The organism is Pseudescherichia sp. (assembly GCF_031998825.1).
Lineage (GTDB): Bacteria > Pseudomonadota > Gammaproteobacteria > Enterobacterales > Enterobacteriaceae > Pseudescherichia.
On record NZ_DAMACX010000033.1, the window covers coordinates 19,511 to 38,175 of the forward strand.

Annotated in this window: 18 protein-coding genes; 5 read left to right on the forward strand and 13 right to left on the reverse strand. The window is 59.8% G+C overall.

The features are described 5' to 3' along the window. Window positions 1–8: 8 nt before the first annotated feature. The 6 genes from RTP97_RS14945 to RTP97_RS14970 are packed head-to-tail and all read right to left on the reverse strand — an operon-like array spanning window position 9 to window position 5,768. Window positions 9–464, reverse strand: coding sequence for a hypothetical protein (locus RTP97_RS14945; protein ID WP_312213796.1), 456 nt, complete (start codon window positions 462–464; stop codon window positions 9–11). Further along, on the reverse strand, window positions 454–1,011 hold the full coding sequence (locus RTP97_RS14950; protein ID WP_312415026.1) for a histidine phosphatase family protein: 558 nt from the start codon (window positions 1,009–1,011) through the stop codon (window positions 454–456). The genes RTP97_RS14945 and RTP97_RS14950 overlap by 11 nt, the downstream gene beginning before the upstream one ends. Beyond that, entirely contained in the window at window positions 995–2,065 is a 1,071-nt protein-coding gene (locus RTP97_RS14955; RefSeq protein ID WP_312415028.1) for an MBL fold metallo-hydrolase, read from the reverse strand. The genes RTP97_RS14950 and RTP97_RS14955 overlap by 17 nt, the downstream gene beginning before the upstream one ends. Continuing rightward, a complete protein-coding gene (locus RTP97_RS14960) occupies window positions 2,062–3,087 on the reverse strand; it encodes an ABC transporter ATP-binding protein (RefSeq protein WP_312415030.1) in 1,026 nt (341 codons plus the stop codon). The genes RTP97_RS14955 and RTP97_RS14960 overlap by 4 nt, the downstream gene beginning before the upstream one ends. Continuing rightward, window positions 3,075–4,778, reverse strand: a complete 1,704-nt coding sequence (locus tag RTP97_RS14965) for an iron ABC transporter permease (RefSeq protein ID WP_312415032.1) — start codon at window positions 4,776–4,778, stop codon at window positions 3,075–3,077. Before RTP97_RS14965 ends, RTP97_RS14960 begins: the two co-directional genes overlap by 13 nt. 12 nt (window positions 4,779–4,790) lie before the next feature. Continuing rightward, entirely contained in the window at window positions 4,791–5,768 is a 978-nt protein-coding gene (locus RTP97_RS14970; RefSeq protein ID WP_312415035.1) for an ABC transporter substrate-binding protein, read from the reverse strand. 131 nt (window positions 5,769–5,899) lie between these two features. Here RTP97_RS14970 and RTP97_RS14975 point away from each other — a divergent pair, with 131 nt between their 5' ends. Next, on the forward strand, window positions 5,900–6,667 hold the full coding sequence (locus RTP97_RS14975) for a DeoR/GlpR family DNA-binding transcription regulator (protein ID WP_312415037.1): 768 nt from the start codon (window positions 5,900–5,902) through the stop codon (window positions 6,665–6,667). Window positions 6,668–6,713: 46 nt separating this feature from the next. Here RTP97_RS14975 and metE read toward each other — a convergent pair whose 3' ends face one another. Next, entirely contained in the window at window positions 6,714–8,975 is a 2,262-nt protein-coding gene (metE, locus tag RTP97_RS14980; protein ID WP_312415039.1) for a 5-methyltetrahydropteroyltriglutamate--homocysteine S-methyltransferase, read from the reverse strand. Window positions 8,976–9,091: 116 nt separating this feature from the next. On the opposite strand from metE, the gene metR reads away from it, so the two are divergent. Then, window positions 9,092–10,048, forward strand: coding sequence for an HTH-type transcriptional regulator MetR (gene metR, locus RTP97_RS14985; protein ID WP_312415040.1), 957 nt, complete (start codon window positions 9,092–9,094; stop codon window positions 10,046–10,048). Here the strand turns inward: metR and RTP97_RS14990 are convergent. The 3 genes from RTP97_RS14990 to pldB form a co-directional block, all read right to left on the reverse strand. Continuing rightward, window positions 9,933–10,832: a carboxylate/amino acid/amine transporter gene (locus RTP97_RS14990; protein WP_312415041.1), complete on the reverse strand. Its 900-nt coding sequence runs from the start codon at window positions 10,830–10,832 to the stop codon at window positions 9,933–9,935. The genes metR and RTP97_RS14990 overlap by 116 nt on opposite strands. 71 nt (window positions 10,833–10,903) lie before the next feature. Further along, window positions 10,904–11,704, reverse strand: a complete 801-nt coding sequence (gene yigL / locus RTP97_RS14995) for a sugar/pyridoxal phosphate phosphatase YigL (RefSeq protein WP_312415044.1) — start codon at window positions 11,702–11,704, stop codon at window positions 10,904–10,906. Between the two features lie 39 nt (window positions 11,705–11,743). Then, window positions 11,744–12,736: a lysophospholipase L2 gene (gene pldB, locus RTP97_RS15000; protein WP_312415047.1), complete on the reverse strand. Its 993-nt coding sequence runs from the start codon at window positions 12,734–12,736 to the stop codon at window positions 11,744–11,746. Window positions 12,737–12,844: 108 nt separating this feature from the next. Between pldB and rhtB the strand changes: the two genes are divergently transcribed. Further along, window positions 12,845–13,465, forward strand: coding sequence for a homoserine/homoserine lactone efflux protein (gene rhtB, locus RTP97_RS15005; RefSeq protein WP_312415048.1), 621 nt, complete (start codon window positions 12,845–12,847; stop codon window positions 13,463–13,465). 164 nt (window positions 13,466–13,629) lie between these two features. Beyond that, window positions 13,630–14,538, forward strand: coding sequence for an Rpn family recombination-promoting nuclease/putative transposase (locus RTP97_RS15010; protein ID WP_312415050.1), 909 nt, complete (start codon window positions 13,630–13,632; stop codon window positions 14,536–14,538). A gap of 38 nt (window positions 14,539–14,576) precedes the next feature. Here the strand turns inward: RTP97_RS15010 and rhtC are convergent, their stop codons facing one another. Genes rhtC through pldA form a run of 3 tightly spaced genes read right to left on the reverse strand, consistent with a single transcriptional unit; the run spans window position 14,577 to window position 17,989 of the window. After that, the gene (rhtC, locus tag RTP97_RS15015; RefSeq protein ID WP_312415053.1) at window positions 14,577–15,197 is read right to left on the reverse strand and encodes a threonine export protein RhtC; all 621 of its coding nucleotides are present in this window, start codon (window positions 15,195–15,197) and stop codon (window positions 14,577–14,579) included. Between the two features lie 60 nt (window positions 15,198–15,257). Continuing rightward, window positions 15,258–17,084: an ATP-dependent DNA helicase RecQ gene (gene recQ, locus RTP97_RS15020; protein WP_312415085.1), complete on the reverse strand. Its 1,827-nt coding sequence runs from the start codon at window positions 17,082–17,084 to the stop codon at window positions 15,258–15,260. Between the two features lie 35 nt (window positions 17,085–17,119). Beyond that, window positions 17,120–17,989 (reverse strand): phospholipase A, encoded by an 870-nt coding sequence (gene pldA, locus RTP97_RS15025; protein ID WP_312415056.1) that lies wholly within the window; start codon window positions 17,987–17,989, stop codon window positions 17,120–17,122. Between the two features lie 160 nt (window positions 17,990–18,149). Between pldA and yigI the strand changes: the two genes are divergently transcribed. Then, window positions 18,150–18,617, forward strand: a complete 468-nt coding sequence (yigI, locus tag RTP97_RS15030; protein ID WP_312229875.1) for an acyl-CoA thioesterase YigI — start codon at window positions 18,150–18,152, stop codon at window positions 18,615–18,617. Window positions 18,618–18,665: the final 48 nt, after the last annotated feature.

Sequence of the window (18,665 nt, forward strand, 5' to 3'; positions counted from 1 at the left end):
CGGGCGGCTTAAAAATCGCCCGGCGCACACTGCAGACAGGTCAATCCCTCCGCACGCCAGAAATCTACCACCGCCTGACGATCGTCGATCACCAGCCAGGGGGCGTAGCCATCCGCTTTTATCTGTTCCAGCAGCGTTTTTTTCACTACCTCATCCGGGAGCGTATCCTCTCCCTCCGGCCGAAGATAGAGCGCATCAAAAGGGATGCAGTGCCGCTCCAGCCACTCCTGGGTGTGGCGCTGAAAGCTGGCGGGCCGCCCGCTGCAAATCACAATCTTCTGCTGCTGGGCGCTGAGCAGCCCCACCAGACGGCTGATGGCCACGCTCGGCAGCGCCTCCGCCATATGAGCAAAAAAAGGCTGCCACTGCTTTTCCGGGCCTAATACCCACTCGCGTACCGCCTCGGCATCAAACTCGGCGAGGGTACCGTCAATATCTACAATCACACACTGTTCAGTCAGCATTCATCTTCTCCAGCGGAATAATTTTCCAGTCGTCAGGGGTAACGCCGGGCAGGATCCAGAGCGGGGCAACGTTGCCGACCCGCTCACCACGGGGAGAGCCAGTCGCCAGCATGCGGATCACGCGGAATACCCCGGAGTGAGCCACCACCAATGGCGTGTCGTACTCCGCCAGCAGGGCGTTCAGGGCATCGGTCACGCGCCTACAGAAAGGCAGCCAGGCTTCACCGTTCGGCGGCGTCTCCTCGTAGGATGTCTGCTCGCTAAGGGGACGGCACTCAAGGTCGCCCCAGTCCCGCTCGCGCAGGTCGGGAACCTGCGTCAGCGATGCCCCAGGCAGTGCCAGCTCTGCGGTGCGCCGGGCACGTTGCTGCGGGCTTACGGCGACGATGCTCCACGGGTGGTTGGCCAGCAGCGGTACGGCGTCGCGGGCCTGCTGCTCGCCGGTCGCCGTAAGCGGTACTTCAGTACGTCCGCCAATCAGACGATCGCGGTTAAGCGGCGTCTCACCGTGGCGAACAAAGACAAAAGGCTTAGGCAAGAGCATCATGTTTTATCCTGAAACGAGGCTGGGTAAGGATGTCGCAGCCCAGCGTCTGCTGCCAGTGCGCGGCGTCATCGATAGGGGTAAACAGCGGCACCATCTGGCGACAGCCCAGCATCGTCACCAGCTTTTGCAAACAGCGACGCGTGGGATGAACGTTCCAGCGGCAGAAATCGACCTCGCCTCGTTGATGCTGCTCGCGGGCGCGGTGATTCATATGACCGGTAAACAGGGTGCGGTGATGGAAATCAGCGCGCCGCCGCAGTTCGCCCGCTATGCCATGCTGCCCATCCGGGTCGGCGGCCAACATAACCGGCGCATCAGCGGTAAACGGCGGCAGGTTACGTACCCGCTGCCGCAGCTCACGCTCCACGCCGGGGATCAGGCTACCGTCGTTGTGTTCTGCCATCAGCATCAGCATCTCGCGGCAGGCGTCATCCATCACCACGTCATTCATGCCGCGCCGCGCCAGCAGCAGAGCCATCTCCACCGCCCGTCCGGAGGGCGGAACCGGGCATAGCACAGGCCGCTGCAGGTGCAGCCACAGAGCCTCAAGCTGCTGGTGTTGCGGCGTATCGTACAGGCCATACGAGGCGTCCATCAGCGCGACCGCCGCAGGCGGGGGCGGATCGAAATGAAACAGCGCCGACTCGAGGCTAACGTCGCCGCTGTAGAACAGGCCCCCCGGCACGTTGAGGTGAAACCAGATCCCGCCCCAGGCATGGCCGCTGCTGCCGGTGGTCACCGTTACATCACCAAGAGAGAACTGACCGCGCACAGGTATCGGGTGAACGTTCGATCCCGTCGGCAGCGCGCGGGCCGTTACGGCGCTACAGTAGATCGGCACCGAGGCGGGCAGCCGTGCCAGGCCGGCAATATGATCGATATGATCGTGGCTGAGCAGCACGGCATCCAGCCGATCCGGCATCGGCCAGTCATCGGCTCCCGGCTCCAGCGAGCCCCCGGCGTCCAGCAGAATGCGCTGCGTGGGGGTGGTCACCAGAATGGCGGCGGGCGTTTTGTCATGCAGCCCGCTAATAATCTCAATCTGCGCCGTCACGCCGCCTCCAGCCGCCAGCCCTGATGCAGGCGCACGGCGGTCAGCTGCTGCTCATGCAGCGGCAGGTGATGGAAGGCTGTGAGCCGCTGCCCATCGGCCAGGCGCAGCGCCAGCAGGTAGCGCTCCCCCTGATAGATGCAATTTTCAACGGTAGCGGCAAGGCCGCCCTCACCTATTTCAACATGTTCGGGACGCACCAGCACCGGATGGCGCACGCCATCATTCACGCTCAGCCCATGATGGAGCTGCGCGCCATCCAGATGACGATCCTGCGTCGCGCTCGCCAGGTTTAGCACGCTGCCCTTGCCAATAAAGCCCGCAACCCATGCGCTGTGCGGCTGCTGATAGAGTTCCTGCGGCGTTCCCCACTGCATCAGCTCGCCCCGATGCATCACGGCGATATGGCTGGCCAGCGCCATTGCCTCTGCCTGATCGTGGGTCACGTAGACAAAGGTTGCCCCGGTGCGGCGATGAAACTCGCGGAAGGTCTGCTCCATGGTGGCCCGCAGATGACGGTCGAGATTCGCCAGCGGCTCGTCAAGCAGCACGACCTGCGGCTCGGAGACCAGACAGCGCGCCAGCGCCACGCGTTGACGCTGCCCGCCGCTCAGATCCTGCGGCGAGCGGTCGGCATATGCCCCTAGCTCCACCACCTCGAGAGCAGCCATGACCTGCTTATGCCGCGCCGCGCCGTTCACTTTTTTCAGCTTCAGCGGGTAACCAACGTTCTCCGCTACCGTCATATGCGGCCAGAGGGCGTAGGATTGAAACACCATCCCCATGTTGCGCGCTTCCGGCGGCAAATGCGTGGTGGCATCGGCCAGCAGCCGGTTGCCCAGCGTCAGGCGGCCGCTGGAGAGCCGCTCCAGCCCGGCCAGAATGCGCAGCGTGGTGGTTTTTCCGCAGCCGCTTGGCCCGAGCAGCGCCGTAAATGCGCCTTCCGGAATGGTCAGGTTCAGGTCGCGTACCACGGTCTGGTCGCCGAACGTTTTACTTAGGCTCTCCAGGCTCAGTTCTGCCATGGGATCACTCCTTTGGGTAGATAGCGGCCAAGGCCGCTCAGCATCAGCATCACCAGTGCTACCAGCGCGACGACCATCACGGAGATGGCGGAGGCCAGCACCTTATCGCCGCTCTCATCAAGGTTGAAAATCACTACGCCAAGGGTCTCCTTACCCGCGCTCCACAGCAGGGCAGAGACGGTCAGCTCATTCACCGCCGTCAGGAAGACCAGCAGCGCGCCAGCGAAGGCCGCCGGAGCCAGCAGGGGCAGCACGATATGCCGCAGCCGCTGGGAGAAGTTGGCTCCTGCCAGGCTGGCCGCCTCCTCCATCGCCGGATCGAGCTGCAGCATGCTGTTGTGCAGCGGCTTGAGGCAGACGGTGAGAAAGCGCGCCAGATAGGCGAAGAAGATGATCAGCAGCGTACCGCTCAGGCTGATGCCGATGATGGGCAGCGGGCGAGCGAACAACAGGATGCAGGCGATAGCCAGCACCACCCCCGGCAGGGTATAGGGAATGTCGATCGCACTATGCAGCCAGCGCAGCGGACGTGCCGGAAACCGCACCAACAGCCACGCCAGCGGCAGGCTCAGCAGCATCAGTACCAGCGCGGCAGAGACCGAAAGCAGCAGGCTGTTGCTCAGCGCCCGCCAGGTGGCGCTGCCGCTCTCCAGCATCGCGTGGTAAGCGTTGAAGGTCAGGGTCCTGGCCGTCAACGGCACGCCAAGGGTCGGCACCAGCGAGGTGGCAACCAGCGCCAGCAGCGGAGCCAGCAGAATAGCGGCCAGCACCGCGCCCAGCAGCAGCTCGGTGGCAAGACGCCACCTGCCAAGCTGGAAGTCGAGCGCCCGCCCGGCCATACCGATCAGCGGCAACGCGTGACGGCGTTGGAGATAGCCCTGCAGGGAGACAATGCCGATCGCCAGCACGCCCATTAGCACCGACAGCGCCGCCACGTCGCTGAGCATCGATGGTCCGAAGCTCGACAGCGACTGGTAGATCTGAATCGGCAGCACAAAATAGGAGATAGGGATCCCCAGCATCGCCGGAATACCAAAGTTGCCCAGCGCGGAGACGAAGGCTATCGCCGCTCCGGCCCACAGCGCGGTGCGGCACAGCGGCAGCACGATGTCGATAAACACTCGCCACAGCGAAGCGCCGTTTAACCGCGCCGCCTCGATCTGCTCTTTCGGTAGGCACTGAAGCTGGGTGCGCAGGGCCAGGAAGACCAGCGGCGCATGCTGGATCCCCAGCAGCAGAGCGATCCCCTCGGGAGAGTAGAGCGGATTGGCGCTGCCGAACGACGGCGCAATGCCGAGGCTGTTAAGCAGGATGCTGCTCGGCCCAAAGAGCTGGAGCCAGCTTAGGGCCGTCACCTGGGGCGGGATCATCATCGGCAGCATAAACAGGAAAACCCAGACCTGCTTGAGGCGGATATTGGTCAGGGCGAGGCAGAAGGCAAACAGCCCACCCAGCAGCAGCGAGAGCAGCGTACCCAGGCCGCTGGTGTAAAGGCTATGATAGAGCGCAGTCCAGGTGGTTGGGTTGCTGAGCACCCGCCACAGGCTGCTGCTGCTCCCCTGCTGCCAGTCGAGCAGCGCCGAGACCAGCAGCCGCAGGCTCGGCAGCAGGCTTAACAGCGCCACCAGGCCGAGCAGCAGCCAGAGCAGCCCCTTCGGCGGACCGCTGCTGGCGGGTTGACGGAGGGTCATGGTGGTCATCAGTTAGCGGTTTCCAAACAGATCGGCGAAGCGTTTTTTATTGGCGTCGGTATCCGCCAGCGCCTTCGCCGGGTCATACGGCATCAGCTTGATGCTGTCCCGTGCCGGGAAGCCTTCCGGCGCCGGGAGGCTCGCATCAGCGGGCAGATAGCCCTGCTTCAGCACCAGGCGCTGACCCGCATCCGACAGCACAAAGTCGATAAAGGCTTTCGCCCCGTCCGGGTTTTTCGCATTCTTCAGCATGGCTACCGGTTCGGTCACGATGCTGACCCCCTCTTTCGGGAACACGAACTCAATCGGTGCGCCCTTGGCTTTTTCGCGGATCGCCATGTAGTCCACCAGCACGCCGTAGCCCTTGCTGCCGGAAGTGATGGCATTCATCACCGCGCCGTTCCCGCTCTGCGGCATCGCGCCATTGGCCTTCATCTTTTCGTACCAGGCAAAGCCGAGCTGCGGATCGTTCATCAGCGTCGCCATATGGATCTGCGCCGCGCCAGAGTAAAGCGGGCTGGGCAGCGTGGTCATGTTCTTGAGTTCAGGCTTGAGCAGATCCTGCCAGGAGCCAGGCTTCACCGGTGCGCGGGTGTTGTAAGCAATCCCGGTGGTGATCAGCTTGGTGCCGTAGTAGTAGCCCTGTGGATCGTAGAGTTGAGCATCGTAGCGGCTGGCCTCGGGGGATTTATAGGCCGCCAGCAGATCCTGCTTTTTCAGAGACTCCATGGTAACGCTGTCGGCAATCAGCAGCACGTCCGGCGCGGCACCGCCTGCCGCCAACTCGGCCTGCAGGCGCGCCGTCAGCTTGGTGGTACCGTCGCGGATCCATTTGACCTCAATGTCCGGGTGCGCCTTTTCGAAGGCGGTGACGGTCATCTGGGCATCTTCGTTCGGCTGGCTGGTATAGAGCGTCAGCGTGGAAGCGGCGAAAGCCGGTGTGCTTAACGCGGTTACGATAACGGCTGCCAGCGCGGTGTGCTTACTCATGGTCTCTTCCCTCTGTTTTCGTTGTGATGATTAAAACAGGCAAATCTGACAAAAATATGACCATATTTTTTCGTAGTAATAATTTCACATTCGCGCGCTAGCATTGTGAGAAAGAGTGCTAACAGGAGCCTATGATGACCCCCGAATCCCGCCGCACGGCAATTGTCGAGCTGGTGACGGCACACGGTGAAAGCAGCATTGAGCAGCTGGCGCAGCACTTTGGCGTCTCGCTGCAAACCGTGCGTAGCGATCTGCGCATGCTCACCTCAGGCGGACTGCTGCTGCGGCGTCACGGCATGGTTGCCCCTTTCGCCCGCGAAAATATCGGCTATCAGCAGCGGGAGATCGTCAACATTGCCGGCAAACGCTGGATCGGCGAGCGCACGGCGGCGCTGCTGGGCGACTACCAGAGCTGCTTTCTCGGTACCGGCACCACCGTTGAGATGGTGGCCCGGGCGCTGCCGGAAGCGAGTCGGCTGGCACTATTCACCAACAACCTACACGCCGCCGAAGCGCTAAGCCGTCTCGCCGCCTGCGAGCTGACGGTAGCGGGCGGGCGCGTCCGCAAGCGCGATCTGGATGTGATCGGCAGCGATGCCCAGACCTTTTTCAGCCGCTATCGGGTCGATGTCGGGGTGGTCGCTGTAGGCGGGATCGGCGAGGCGGGCGAGCTGTATGACTATAACGATGATGAAGTGGCGGCGCGTCAGGCGCTGGTCGCCAGCGCTGCGGTGAGCGTGCTGGTGGTGGACAGCACCAAGTTTGGCCGGACGGCGATCTGCCAGAACGGCAGCGTGGGGGATTTCGATTATGTGATCAGCGACCGGACGCCGACGCAGCAGCAGCATGTGGTCATTAAGCAGAGGGGGACCAGATGGCTAAGCCGGGAGTACGTTTAACCATCGCAATGCCCGGTGGCGCTGACGCTTCCCGGGCCTACGAGCCTCATGCCTGACGCAGGTTCTGCGCCGCTTTCACCATGTTCGCCAGCGCCGCGCGGGTCTCCGGCCAGCCGCGGGTTTTCAGGCCACAGTCCGGGTTAACCCACAGGCGCTCGGCGGGAATACGATCCGCCGCCTTCTTCAGCAAGTTCTCGATCCACTCCACGTCCGGCACGTTTGGCGAGTGAATGTCATACACACCCGGTCCAATCTCATTCGGGTATTCAAAGGCCTCAAACGACTCCAGCAGCTCCATATCCGAGCGCGAGGTTTCAATGGTGATCACGTCGGCATCCAGGGCAGCGATGGAATCCATGATGTCATTGAACTCGCAGTAGCACATGTGGGTATGGATCTGCGTCTCGTCCTTCGCCACCGCGGCATTGATACGGAAGGCTTCCACGCCCCACGCCAGATAGGCGTCCCAGTCGCTACGCTTCAGCGGCAGCCCTTCGCGCAAGGCTGGCTCGTCAATCTGGATAATGCCGATCCCCGCCGCCTCCAGGTCCGCCACCTCGTCGCGCAGCGCCAGGGCGATCTGCTTAGCGATGGTTTCACGGCTGACATCCTCACGCGGGAAGGACCAGCAGAGAATGGTCACCGGCCCGGTCAGCATCCCTTTTACCGGTTTATCGGTGAGGGACTGGGCATATTTCGCCCACTCCACGGTGATCGCTTCCGGACGGCTGATGTCGCCGATCACCACCGGTGGCTTCACGCAGCGGGAGCCGTAGCTCTGCACCCAGCCGTTCTGGGTAAAGACAAAGCCGTCCAGGTGCTCGCCAAAATACTCCACCATGTCGTTACGCTCGGCTTCACCGTGCACCAGCACGTCGAGGCCCAGCCGCTCCTGCTCGGCAATCGCCTGTTTGATATGTTCGGCGATGCCGGTGCGGTAGTTGCCCGCGTCTAAACGCCCCTGTTTGAAATCCAGGCGCAGGCCACGGATCTCGGTAGTCTGCGGGAACGAGCCGATGGTCGTTGTCGGCCAGGCGGGCAGGTTGAAACGCGCCCGCTGAACCGTCGCACGCTCCGCGTAGGGATGCGCGCGCTGGCTATCTCTGGCGGTAATCGCCGCCAGCCGCTGGGCCACCGCTGTGTTGTGCACCCGGGTTGAGTGGCGTCGCGCCTGGATCGGGGCACTCCATTCAGCCAGTGGCGCGGTGTCGTCGCTGTTCAGGGCATCGCGCAGCAGGGCCAGCTCATGACATTTTTGCAGGGCGAAGGCGAACCAGCTCTTCACCTCGGCATCGAGGCGGGTCTCAACGCTCAGATCGATCGGGCTGTGCAGCAGCGAGCAGGAGGAGGCGACCCACAGATCGCGTTGGCCGACGATCTCTTTAATCCGGGCATATTTTTCGCTGAGATCGGCCCGCCAAACGTTACGCCCGTTTACCACTCCAGCAGAGAGCAGCCAGTCGGCTGGCAGGCGGCGATGCAGCTCGGCGACGTCATCCTCGCCGTGCACCAGGTCAACGTGCAGACCCTGCACCGGCAGCGCGGCAATGGTATCAAGGTTCGGCGTCACGCCTTCGAAATAGGTGGTCAGCAGCAGCTTCACCTGGCCTGCCAGCGTCTCATAGGCGGGTTGGAACGCCTCCAGCCACGCCTGAGGCAGCTCCAGCACCAGCGCGGGCTCGTCAATCTGTACCCACTCAACCCCGCGTTTTGCCAGCTCGGCCAGCACCTGCTGATAGACCGGCAGAATATCGTTTAGCAGGCTCAGGCGATCAAACTGCTCGCCTTTTACCTTGCCCAGCCACAGGTAGGTTACCGGCCCCAGCAGGACGGGCTTGACCCTGTGGCCCAGCGCCAGCGCCTCGTCCACTTCGTCCAGCAACTGGGTCCAGGTCAGCGTGAACCGCTGCCCTTGAGTGAACTCCGGCACCATGTAGTGATAGTTGGTGTTAAACCATTTGGTCATCTCTGCCGCCGCCGCCGGTTCACCGGTAGGCGCACGACCGCGGCCAATGCGGAACAGGGTGTCAATATCGACCGATCCATCGCTGTTCTGATGACGAGCCGGCACGTTGCCAAGCAGCAGGCTGGTGGTCAGAACATGGTCGTACCAGGCGAAATCGCCCACCGGCAGCAGGTCGATGCCCGCCTGCTTCTGCTGATCCCAGTGGCGGGCGCGTAGCTCGCGGCCTACCGCCAGCAGCGCCTCCTGCGTGATGTTACCTGCCCAGTAGCTCTCTTGCGCCTTCTTCAGCTCGCGACGCAGACCAACGCGAGGGAAACCGAGGGTGTGATTCAGTACTGTCATGGTATACCCCTTGTGAATTTTTTGTATTTAGACGTCCAGATGTTTACACATCCATAATGTAAAGGTACTGTATATTCCTCAAGCGCAAAATGTTCATGGCGAAGTGAAGGACTTTCATGATCGAAATTAAACACCTGAAAACGCTCCAGGCGTTACGGAACAGCGGATCGCTGGCGGCAGCAGCAGCCACGCTGCATCAGACGCAGTCCGCCCTCTCCCACCAGTTCAGCGATCTCGAACAGCGCCTTGGCTTTCGCCTCTTCGTACGTAAAAGCCAGCCGCTGCGCTTTACGCCGCAGGGCGAGATTTTGTTGCAGCTGGCGAACCAGGTGCTGCCGCAGATTAGCCGTGCGCTGCAGGACTGTAACGAGCCGCAGCAGGCCACATTGCGGATTGCCATCGAGTGTCACAGCTGTATTCAGTGGCTCACTCCCGCGCTTGAGAATTTCCGGGCAAAATGGCCGCAGGTAGAGATGGACTTCAAATCCGGCGTGACCTTCGATCCCCAGCCAGCGTTGCAGCAGAGCGAGCTGGACGTGGTGCTGACCTCAGACATTTTGCCGCGCAGCGGGCTGCACTATTCACCGATGTTTGATTTTGAAGTGCGGCTGGTGCTGGCCCCGGACCACCCTCTCGCGAACCGGGCGCGCATTACGCCAGAGGATATCGCCGCTGAAACGCTGCTGATCTATCCGGTCCAGCGCAGCCGGTTGGATATCTGGCGTCACTTCCTGCAGCCGGCGGGCATCAATCCGATGGTGAAGAGCGTGGATAATACGCTGCTGCTGATCCAGATGGTGGCGGCCCGAATGGGTATCGCGGCACTGCCGCACTGGGTAGTGGAGAGCTTTGAGCGCCAGGGTCTGATCTTGACCAAAACCCTGGGCGAGGGACTGTGGAGCCGGCTGTACGCAGCGGTGCGCGATGGCGAGCAGCGCCAGCCGGTGACGGAGGCGTTTATTCGCTCAGCGCGGAACCATGCGTGTGACCACCTTCCTTTTGTGCGGAGCGCGGAGCGACCCAGCGGCGATGCACCCACAGCGACGCCACTATCACTGTCCCGCCAAGGATAAAGCTTGGCCAGTGGGGCTGCTCCTGCCAGATGGCGAGGTTAACCAGCAGCCCGGCCGGGACATGCATGTTGTTCATGATGCCGAGCGTACCGGCATCCACCTGGGTTGCGCCGTAGTTCCACATGAAGTAGCCAATCCCCGACGCCACCACGCCAAGAAACGCCAGGATGCCCCACTGTAAAGTGGTCTCCGGCAGCTTCTGCGCGTTGCCCAGTGAAAACCAGGCCACTACTGCCACCAGGAACGCGCCCAGATAGAACCAGGCAAAGGCGTTATGCTGCGGCATCGGGCGGGTCTCCATCAGGCGCTTGTAGCCCACCATGCCGATGGCAAAGCTGATGTTAGAGAGCTGCACCAGCAGCAGTCCGGTCCAGAAGTGGTTGGTGACCTGATCGTAACGAATGATCCCTGCCCCAATTACCGCCAGCAGCGCGCTCAGCGCATAGCCCCAGCGCAGGCGGCGTCGGCTCATCAAATCGTAAATCAGGGTGATATAGAGCGGGGTCAGGACGGTAAACAGCAGTAGCTCGGAGACCGTCAGGTAGAGATAGGCGCGGAAGCTAAGCATATACATGATGCCCAGCTGCATCGCCCCCACCAGCATATAGAGACCGATAGTTTTCAGGCCGTGACCCCGCGTGCGCAGGAAAGGTAAAAAGACCAGCGCCGCCAGCCCGACGCGCATCAGCACGGAGAAGTAGCTGTCGATATGTCCGGCGAGGTATTCGCCATACAGGCTAAAAGAGAAGGCCCACAGAACGGTGGTGATAATCAGTAACGCCACAATGAGTGTCTCGTTGGTTAATGAGCGCTCATTGTAGCGGAGTTACCGGTTGACAGCTGATTAATGTTTAATCAATCAAGAAACAGCTTACGCAGATAGTGTGGTACCGCGTTGTCGCCGTTGGTGCCGATCACTTCCAGCTGCGGATAGCGATCCTTCAGGCGCTGGTGCGCGTTGGCCATAATGCAGCCTTTACCCGCCATGGAGAGCATCTCAGCGTCGTTCATCCCGTCGCCAAAGGCGATACACTCTTTCAGGCTATGGCCCATCGCGGTGGCGACCGCCTCCAGGGCATGGCCTTTCGAGACGCCGCCCGCCATCACTTCAAGGCAGGTCAGGGTAGAGAAGCTGACGTTAACGCGATCGCCCCAGCGGGCGTTGATGGCCTGCTCCAGCGGCAGCAGCGGCTCATGGGTATCGCAGGTGAAAAACACCTTGCTGATCCCTTCCGGATCAAGCAGGCCCGGCTCATAGAGCGAATACTGGAAGACCGCCTCTTTGAAGAAGCGCATCTCATCCGGACGGTGGCGATTGATAAACCACTCGTCGTCACGATAGACGTTAGTATCGATGTGCGGATCGTGATGCATCATGCCAAACAGATCCTCAGCGATTTCGCGATCCAGGTTATGCGTAAAGACCAGGTTGCCATCGGTATCGTGCACACGCGCACCGTTAGAGGTGATCATATAGGCTTTGATTCCCAGCTTATCGCGGATCTGTCCTACGTCGACATGGTGACGGCCGGTGGCAAAAACGAAGTTGACGCCGCGGGCGGTCAGCAGCTTTAACGTCTCTTTAGCGTAGGGGGAGAGTGAGTGGTCGGGTGAGAGCAGCGTGCCATCTAAGTCAGACGCAACAACCTGATACATAATAGAATTTAACCTCTGGTCAGGCGGTGAACCGCCGGATTAGTTATGCCTGTCGAAAAAATCAACGATGGCGTTAAGCGCGACTGAGCGCATGGCGTCCTTTTCAAAAAGGATCTCATGGTACGCGCCTTCTATCACCAGCGGCCTGCCACCCTCACAGGGATGGCCCGCTGCGGCGCGGATCTCACAGAAACGATCGTGCATACGGTTATCTACCACGCGCTCTTCCCCCGCCTGCAACAGAAGCATGGGCGTAGTATCCTGCGCTGCGCCTGCCAGTACCTTTTCACCGGCGAGAATGCCCTCCCGCACCCAGTGATTAGTTGGCCCACCGACGCGCAGCTGCGGATCGTCAGCATAGCAGCGCAGGTTGCGCCGGTAGCGTACCCGGCTATGGGTGAGTACGTTAATGCTGAATGGCAGCGCATGCCAGCTTCCCGTGCCCAGCGCGTAGCTCTCCCGAAATGGCTGATAACCCTCGGCCCAGTTCAGGATATGGCGCACCATCCACTCGGGCAGGCGGATAACAATACCAAACATTGGCGCGCAGAGCGCTATCGCATCGCAAAATTGCGGCTGGCGCTGGAGCAGCAGCGTGGCAATCGCCCCGCCCATCGAGTGGGCCAAAATATAGCGTTTACGCCACGGTCCCGGCGCGACCTCCTGCTGCCAGAAGGCCTGCAGATCGTCAACGTAATCATCAAAGCTGTCAACGTGGCCACGATGGCGATCGGGCAGGATCCGTCCTGAACGCCCCTGCCCACGATGGTCAATGATCAACACGTCAAAACCGAGATGGAACAGATCGTAGGCAAGCTCGGCGTACTTGACGTAGCTTTCAATGCGTCCGGGACAGACGACAATCACCCGATCGTGATCGGCGGCATGAAAGCGCACAAAACGCACCGGAATGTCATCCACGCCGGTAAACTCTGCCTCCTCACGCTGTCGCCAGAAATCGTTTAAGGGTCCGTGCGTGAAAGCCGCAAAGGCATTTTCTCTTGTTTCCCACCCCTTTTTCTGCCGAAACATTGGGTTTCCGCCCCCGGTCGTCTGTAAAATTGTTTTTTTATGACTCGTGATACAACACGTTAACAATAGCGTATTGTTGCATAAAATATATCGTTCAGGGAGTTTCGCATGACCTTCGAGTGGTGGTTTGCCTATCTGCTTACCTCAATCATCCTCAGCCTCTCGCCAGGCTCCGGCGCGATTAATACCATGACTACCGCTATCAGCCACGGTTACCGAGGGGCAGCAGCGTCCATTAGCGGTTTGCAGACCGGGCTGGCAATCCATATCGTACTGGTTGGCGTTGGCCTCGGGACGCTCTTCTCCCGTTCGCTGCTGGCCTTTGAGGTGCTGAAGTGGGCGGGCGCGGCCTACCTGGTCTGGTTGGGGATTCAGCAGTGGCGGGCCGCCGGCGCGCTGGATCTCAACACCCTCGCACAGGCTCAGTCTCGCGGACGCCTGTTCAAACGCGCCGTCTTCGTAAACCTGACCAACCCCAAAAGTATCGTGTTTCTCGCCGCGCTGTTCCCGCAGTTTATCAATCCGGATCAGCCTCAGGTGATGCAGTACATGGTGCTTGGTGTCACCACCATCGTGGTGGATATCATCGTGATGATTGGCTATGCCACCCTGGCAACGCGTATTGCAGCATGGATCAAAGGACCACGCCAGATGAAGGCGTTGAACCGGGTATTTGGCTCGCTGTTTATGCTGGTCGGGGCGCTGCTGGCCTCGGCTAGGCATGCCTGATAATACTCGAGCATGCTCGCAGCGTCAGGGTAATAAGCTGCACGCTCAACCATGCTCTCTCGGTGCTTCTCGCAGGCAGAGAAGTTTCCTTTTTTCTACGCTGTTGGCCCAGCGCGACCCATGCCAGAATGCCGCCAGACACTCTCATTCAAGGATGATGAACGATGGCGGAGACAGCGACGCCGCATGACGCAGTATTTAAAACCTTTCTTTCCCGTGTAGAAACCGCACGAGACTTTATCGAAATTCATCTCCCGCCCGCGTTAATCCACATCTGTAAGCTTGATACGCTGCATCTGGAGTCGGGCAGCTTTCTTGAAGACAGCCTGCGTCCCTATTATAGCGACGTTCTCTATTCGCTGGAGACCACCTGCGGGCGTGGCTACGTGCATATCCTTATTGAGCACCAGAGCTCACCGGACAAACACATGGCGTTTCGGCTGATGCGCTACGCGATAGCGGCAATGCATCAGCACTTGGAGGCGGGCAACAATACTCTGCCGCTGGTGATCCCAATCCTGTTCTATCAAGGACGGCGTAGCCCCTACCCCTGGTCTCTAAACTGGCTAGAGGCATTTAACGATCCCGATATTGCCCATCAGCTCTATAGCACTGCCTTTCCCCTGGTGGACATCACCGTTATTCCCGACGATGAAATCATGCAGCATCGCAGCATGGCGGCCCTGACGCTTATTCAGAAGCACGTTCGCCAGCGCGATATGGCTCAGCTTTTGGACAAGCTCACAGTTTTGTTGCTGCTGGAGCAGATGAGCGGACAACAAGTCATCACGTTGATAAACTACATCGCACAGGCGGGGGAAGCCCAGGATGTTCAGACCCTATTATTTGGACTGGCACAGCGGGTGCCGCAGCATGGAGAAACACTGATGACCTTTGCAGAGCATATGAAGCAGATTGGCCTGGCGGAAGGTATACAGCAAGGTATGCAAGAAGGAAAACGAGCCGCCATGCTGGACATCGCCAGGGCGATGCTGCAGCGGGGGTTTGATAGCGGTGCGGTCATGGAGATCACCGGTCTGTCAAAAGACGAACTTCAGCAGCTACGACACTGAAATGCGACCCGCCCGGTTAAAACCGGACGGGCGAATGCTTAGCGGGAAATAATCAGGTGCAGGCCAAAGGCAGTGAAGAGCGCGCCAGCCACGCCGTCGATCCACTTCGCCATACGCTGGTAACCGCGGCGCATCGCCGGCAGGGCAAACAGGCTTGCCACGAGAGTAAACCAGGCGAAGGTCTCCAGCGCGATCAGCATGAAAATGCCCCAGCGTGCCGTTTCACCGACGCTGTCACCTACAAACAGCGAGAAGACCGAACCGAAATAGATAATCGCCTTTGGATTTGCCAGGTTAGTCAGCAGCCCCTTCACAAAGCTACGTCCGCCGGTTGCCAGCTCAACCTGCGGTGCAGGCGCATTCAGGACCTCTTTCTTCAGCGCCCCGCGCAGCATCTGGTAGCCCATCCAGCAGAGGTAGAGCCCACCGCCGACCATAATAATGGTGTGCAGCCAGGCCATTTTTTCGAGGATCAGATTGAGGCCAAGCAGCGCGACGGCAGCCCAGATCATGACGCCGAGGGTGATGCCCAGCACGCCCATCATCGCCTCTTTGCGCGATCGGCTCACGGCGGTCTGCGAGACAAAAAAGAAGTCCGGGCCGGGGCTCATCAGCGCCACCAGGTGCACCAGCGCCACGGTCAGAAATAGCGTTAACATAGATTACTCGTGGGGAAAGATTGATCAGGGTAATATCCTGGCACCTTTTCGCCCCGCTGACTACTCATCGTCGCCGTCGACGTGCTCACGAATAAGGGTCATAAACGGCTTGCCGAAGCGCTCAAGCTTACGCATCCCGACGCCGTTCACGCTGAGCATTTCGCTGGCGGTAATCGGCATCTGCTCGGCCATCTCGATCAGCGTGGCATCGTTAAACACCACGTAGGGCGGAATGTTCTCTTCATCAGCAATCGCCTTACGCAGCTTACGCAGTTTGGCAAACAGCTTGCGATCGTAGTTGCCGCCGAAGACTTTCGGGTTTGCCCGCGCCTTCACTACCACCACGCGCGGCACGGCCAGCTGGAGCGGTACCTCGCCACGCAGGAACGGACGTGCGGCCTCGGTAAGCTGTAACGCCGAGTGCTGGGCGATGTTCTGCGTCACTACGCCAAGGTGAATAAGCTGACGGATCACGCTGACCCAGTGCTCCGTAGTCTGGTCACGACCTTCGCCGTAGATCTTGAGCTTGTCATGGCCCATGTCGCGAATACGCTGGTTGTTCGCTCCGCGTAGCACCTCGACCACGTAGCCCATGCCGAAGCGCTGGCCGACGCGATAGATAGCGGAGAGTGCTTTTTGCGCATCCACCAGCCCATCGTAGCGGCGCGGCGGATCGAGGCAGATATCGCAGTTGCCGCACGGCTCCTGACGCCCTTCACCAAAGTAGTTCAGCAGCACCAGACGGCGACAGGTCTGCGCTTCGGCAAACGCCCCCATCGCGTTGAGCTTGTGACGCTCAATATCCTGCAGCTGGCCTGGGGGCTTCTCCTCCAGGCATTTACGCAGCCAGCCCATGTCCGCCGGATCGTAAAACAGCATCGCTTCGGCGGGCAGGCCATCACGCCCTGCGCGGCCGGTCTCCTGGTAGTAGGACTCAATATTGCGCGGAATATCAAAGTGCACCACAAAGCGCACGTTGGGTTTGTTAATCCCCATCCCGAACGCTACGGTGGCCACCACAATCTGCAGATCGTCGCGCTGGAACTTCTCCTGCACGTCGGCACGAATGCTGTTGTCCAGACCGGCATGGTAGGCCCCGGCGCTAAAGCCACGGGCCTGTAGGCGCGCGGCGGTGTCCTCTACCTTAGCGCGGCTGTTGCAGTAGATGATGCCAGATTTGCCACGCTGCTCCTGGACGTAGCGCAGGAGCTGATCGAGCGGCTTAAACTTCTCCAGCAGCGTATAGCGGATGTTAGGCCGATCGAAGCTGCTGACCTGGATCAGCGGATCGCGCAGCCCAAGCAGATGCACAATATCGCTGCGGGTGGTGTCATCAGCCGTTGCGGTGAGCGCCATAAAGGGGACGGACGGGAAGCGGGCGCGTAGCTGGCCGAGCGCGGCATACTCAGGGCGGAAATCGTGACCCCACTGCGAGATACAGTGCGCCTCGTCAACCGCCACCATACGCGGATCCCAATGGGCGAGATGCTCCAGGAAGTTATCCAGCATCAGACGTTCCGGCGCAATATAGAGCAGGCGGGTCTGGCCGCTGCGGCAGCCCGCCATAATGGCCTGCTGCTCTTCCCGGCTCTGGGTAGAGTTCAGGCAGGCAGCCGCCACGCCGTTCGCGAGCAATTGGTCGACCTGATCTTTCATCAGGGAGATCAGCGGCGAGACCACCACCGTTAACCCACCCTGCACCAGGGCCGGAATTTGATAGCAGAGGGATTTCCCGCCGCCGGTCGGCATCACCACCAGACAGTCGCGCCCGTCAAGCACGGTCTCAATGATGGTCTGCTGGCCCGGACGGAACTGCTGGTAGCCGAAGGTTTCCCGCAAAACCTGCACTGCCCCCGACTCCAGATTCATTACTTCCGCCTGCGCCACGTTAACCCCATCTGCCTTCAAAAAATGACTCTACCTTAAAAAAGATCGTTAAGCATAACGCCCACGCCTACGCGTGTCTGGTTAAAGTTGTAATCAATTAATGATTCACCGTAACCGCTGTAAACCTGGGTATACAAGCGTACGTGCTTCGTGACCGGATAGCTCAGACCCAGCTCGGCGCCGCCGTAGCCGGTGTTCCAGTTGTACTGCCCTTTGGCACTCAGAATAGCCTCGCCCAGCTCGTAGCCAATCTTGAGCTGGTAGTAGCCCATATACTTGGTGATATCCGGGTTATCGTCGGTGTCGCCCACCACGTACCAGGGTTTCACCTCTACCAACCAGTTATCGTTCTGCGCCATCAGGCGGCTATAGATTCGGTTCCAGCTGCGGGAGGTGGGATCGGAGCGGCCGTTAGAGTCGTGGTTGTATCCAAACTCGACGTCACGCAGCGTCCAGCCTGCCAGCTCATAATCGGTGGCGAAGCCAAGGAACAGCTGCGGCTCGTAGTTGGTTTCACGAAACGGCGAAGACTCACCGCTGTTAGAGAGCTGCCACCAGGACTTCTGCGTATAGGACGCACCCAGCACCGAGTTCGGCCCCATGATACCGCGCCAGAACGGGAATGCCAGGCTGAGCTGGAATTTTACCTCATCTTTGCGAGCATTGTCGGACCAGTTATAGGTGCTGATCGCCTCTTTGTTGAGATCGCTGGTCACCGTATAGAGCAGATAGTTTGACTCATAGGGATAGAGCGTAAAGGGGTTATCGTGCTCCTGTAACAAATTCGCGATGATGCTGCCGCGGACCGCTGGCGCATCGTGTACTGCTTTAACCGTGGCTTCCTGCGCTAATGCTGTAAAAGGCAGTGCGATGGCTGACAAAAACCAGGGCAGATACGTCCGCATCGGTTTTGCTCTCCTGACCAAAATTGTTGAAATGGGTAATATTCAGACACCTATTTTACATATTTCTATAAACGCTGCGCAGCTATCGTTTCTGAAAGTGGAAAACAACAATTAAGAAGCATAAAATCAACAACTCATTAACTGTCGGACGCATAAAATAATGTCAGCCGTTCTTACCGCCGAGGAAGCTTTACAGCTGGTGGGCGAAATTTTTGTTTATCATATGCCGTTTAACCGTGCGCTAGGCCTGGAGCTGGAGCGCTATGAAAAAGCGTTCGCTCAGCTTAGCTTTAATAACCAGCCGATGATGGTCGGTAACTGGGCACAAAGCATCCTTCACGGCGGGGTAATCGCCTCGGCGCTCGACGTCGCGGCGGGACTGGTGTGTGTTGGCAGTACGCTGACCCGCCATGACACTATCGCTGAAGAGGAGCTGCGCACGCGCCTCGCAAAGATGGGCACCATCGATCTGCGCGTCGACTACCTGCGTCCCGGCCGAGGCAACCGCTTTACCGCTACCAGCAGCCTGCTGCGTGCGGGTAATAAGGTTGCCGTGGCCCGCGTCGAACTGCATAACGAAGAGCAGCTCTATATTGCCAGCGCCACCGCCACCTACATGGTAGGTTGAGGTGTCAAAATCGGGTAACATGCTGTTACTTTTTTGCTAACGGATTTG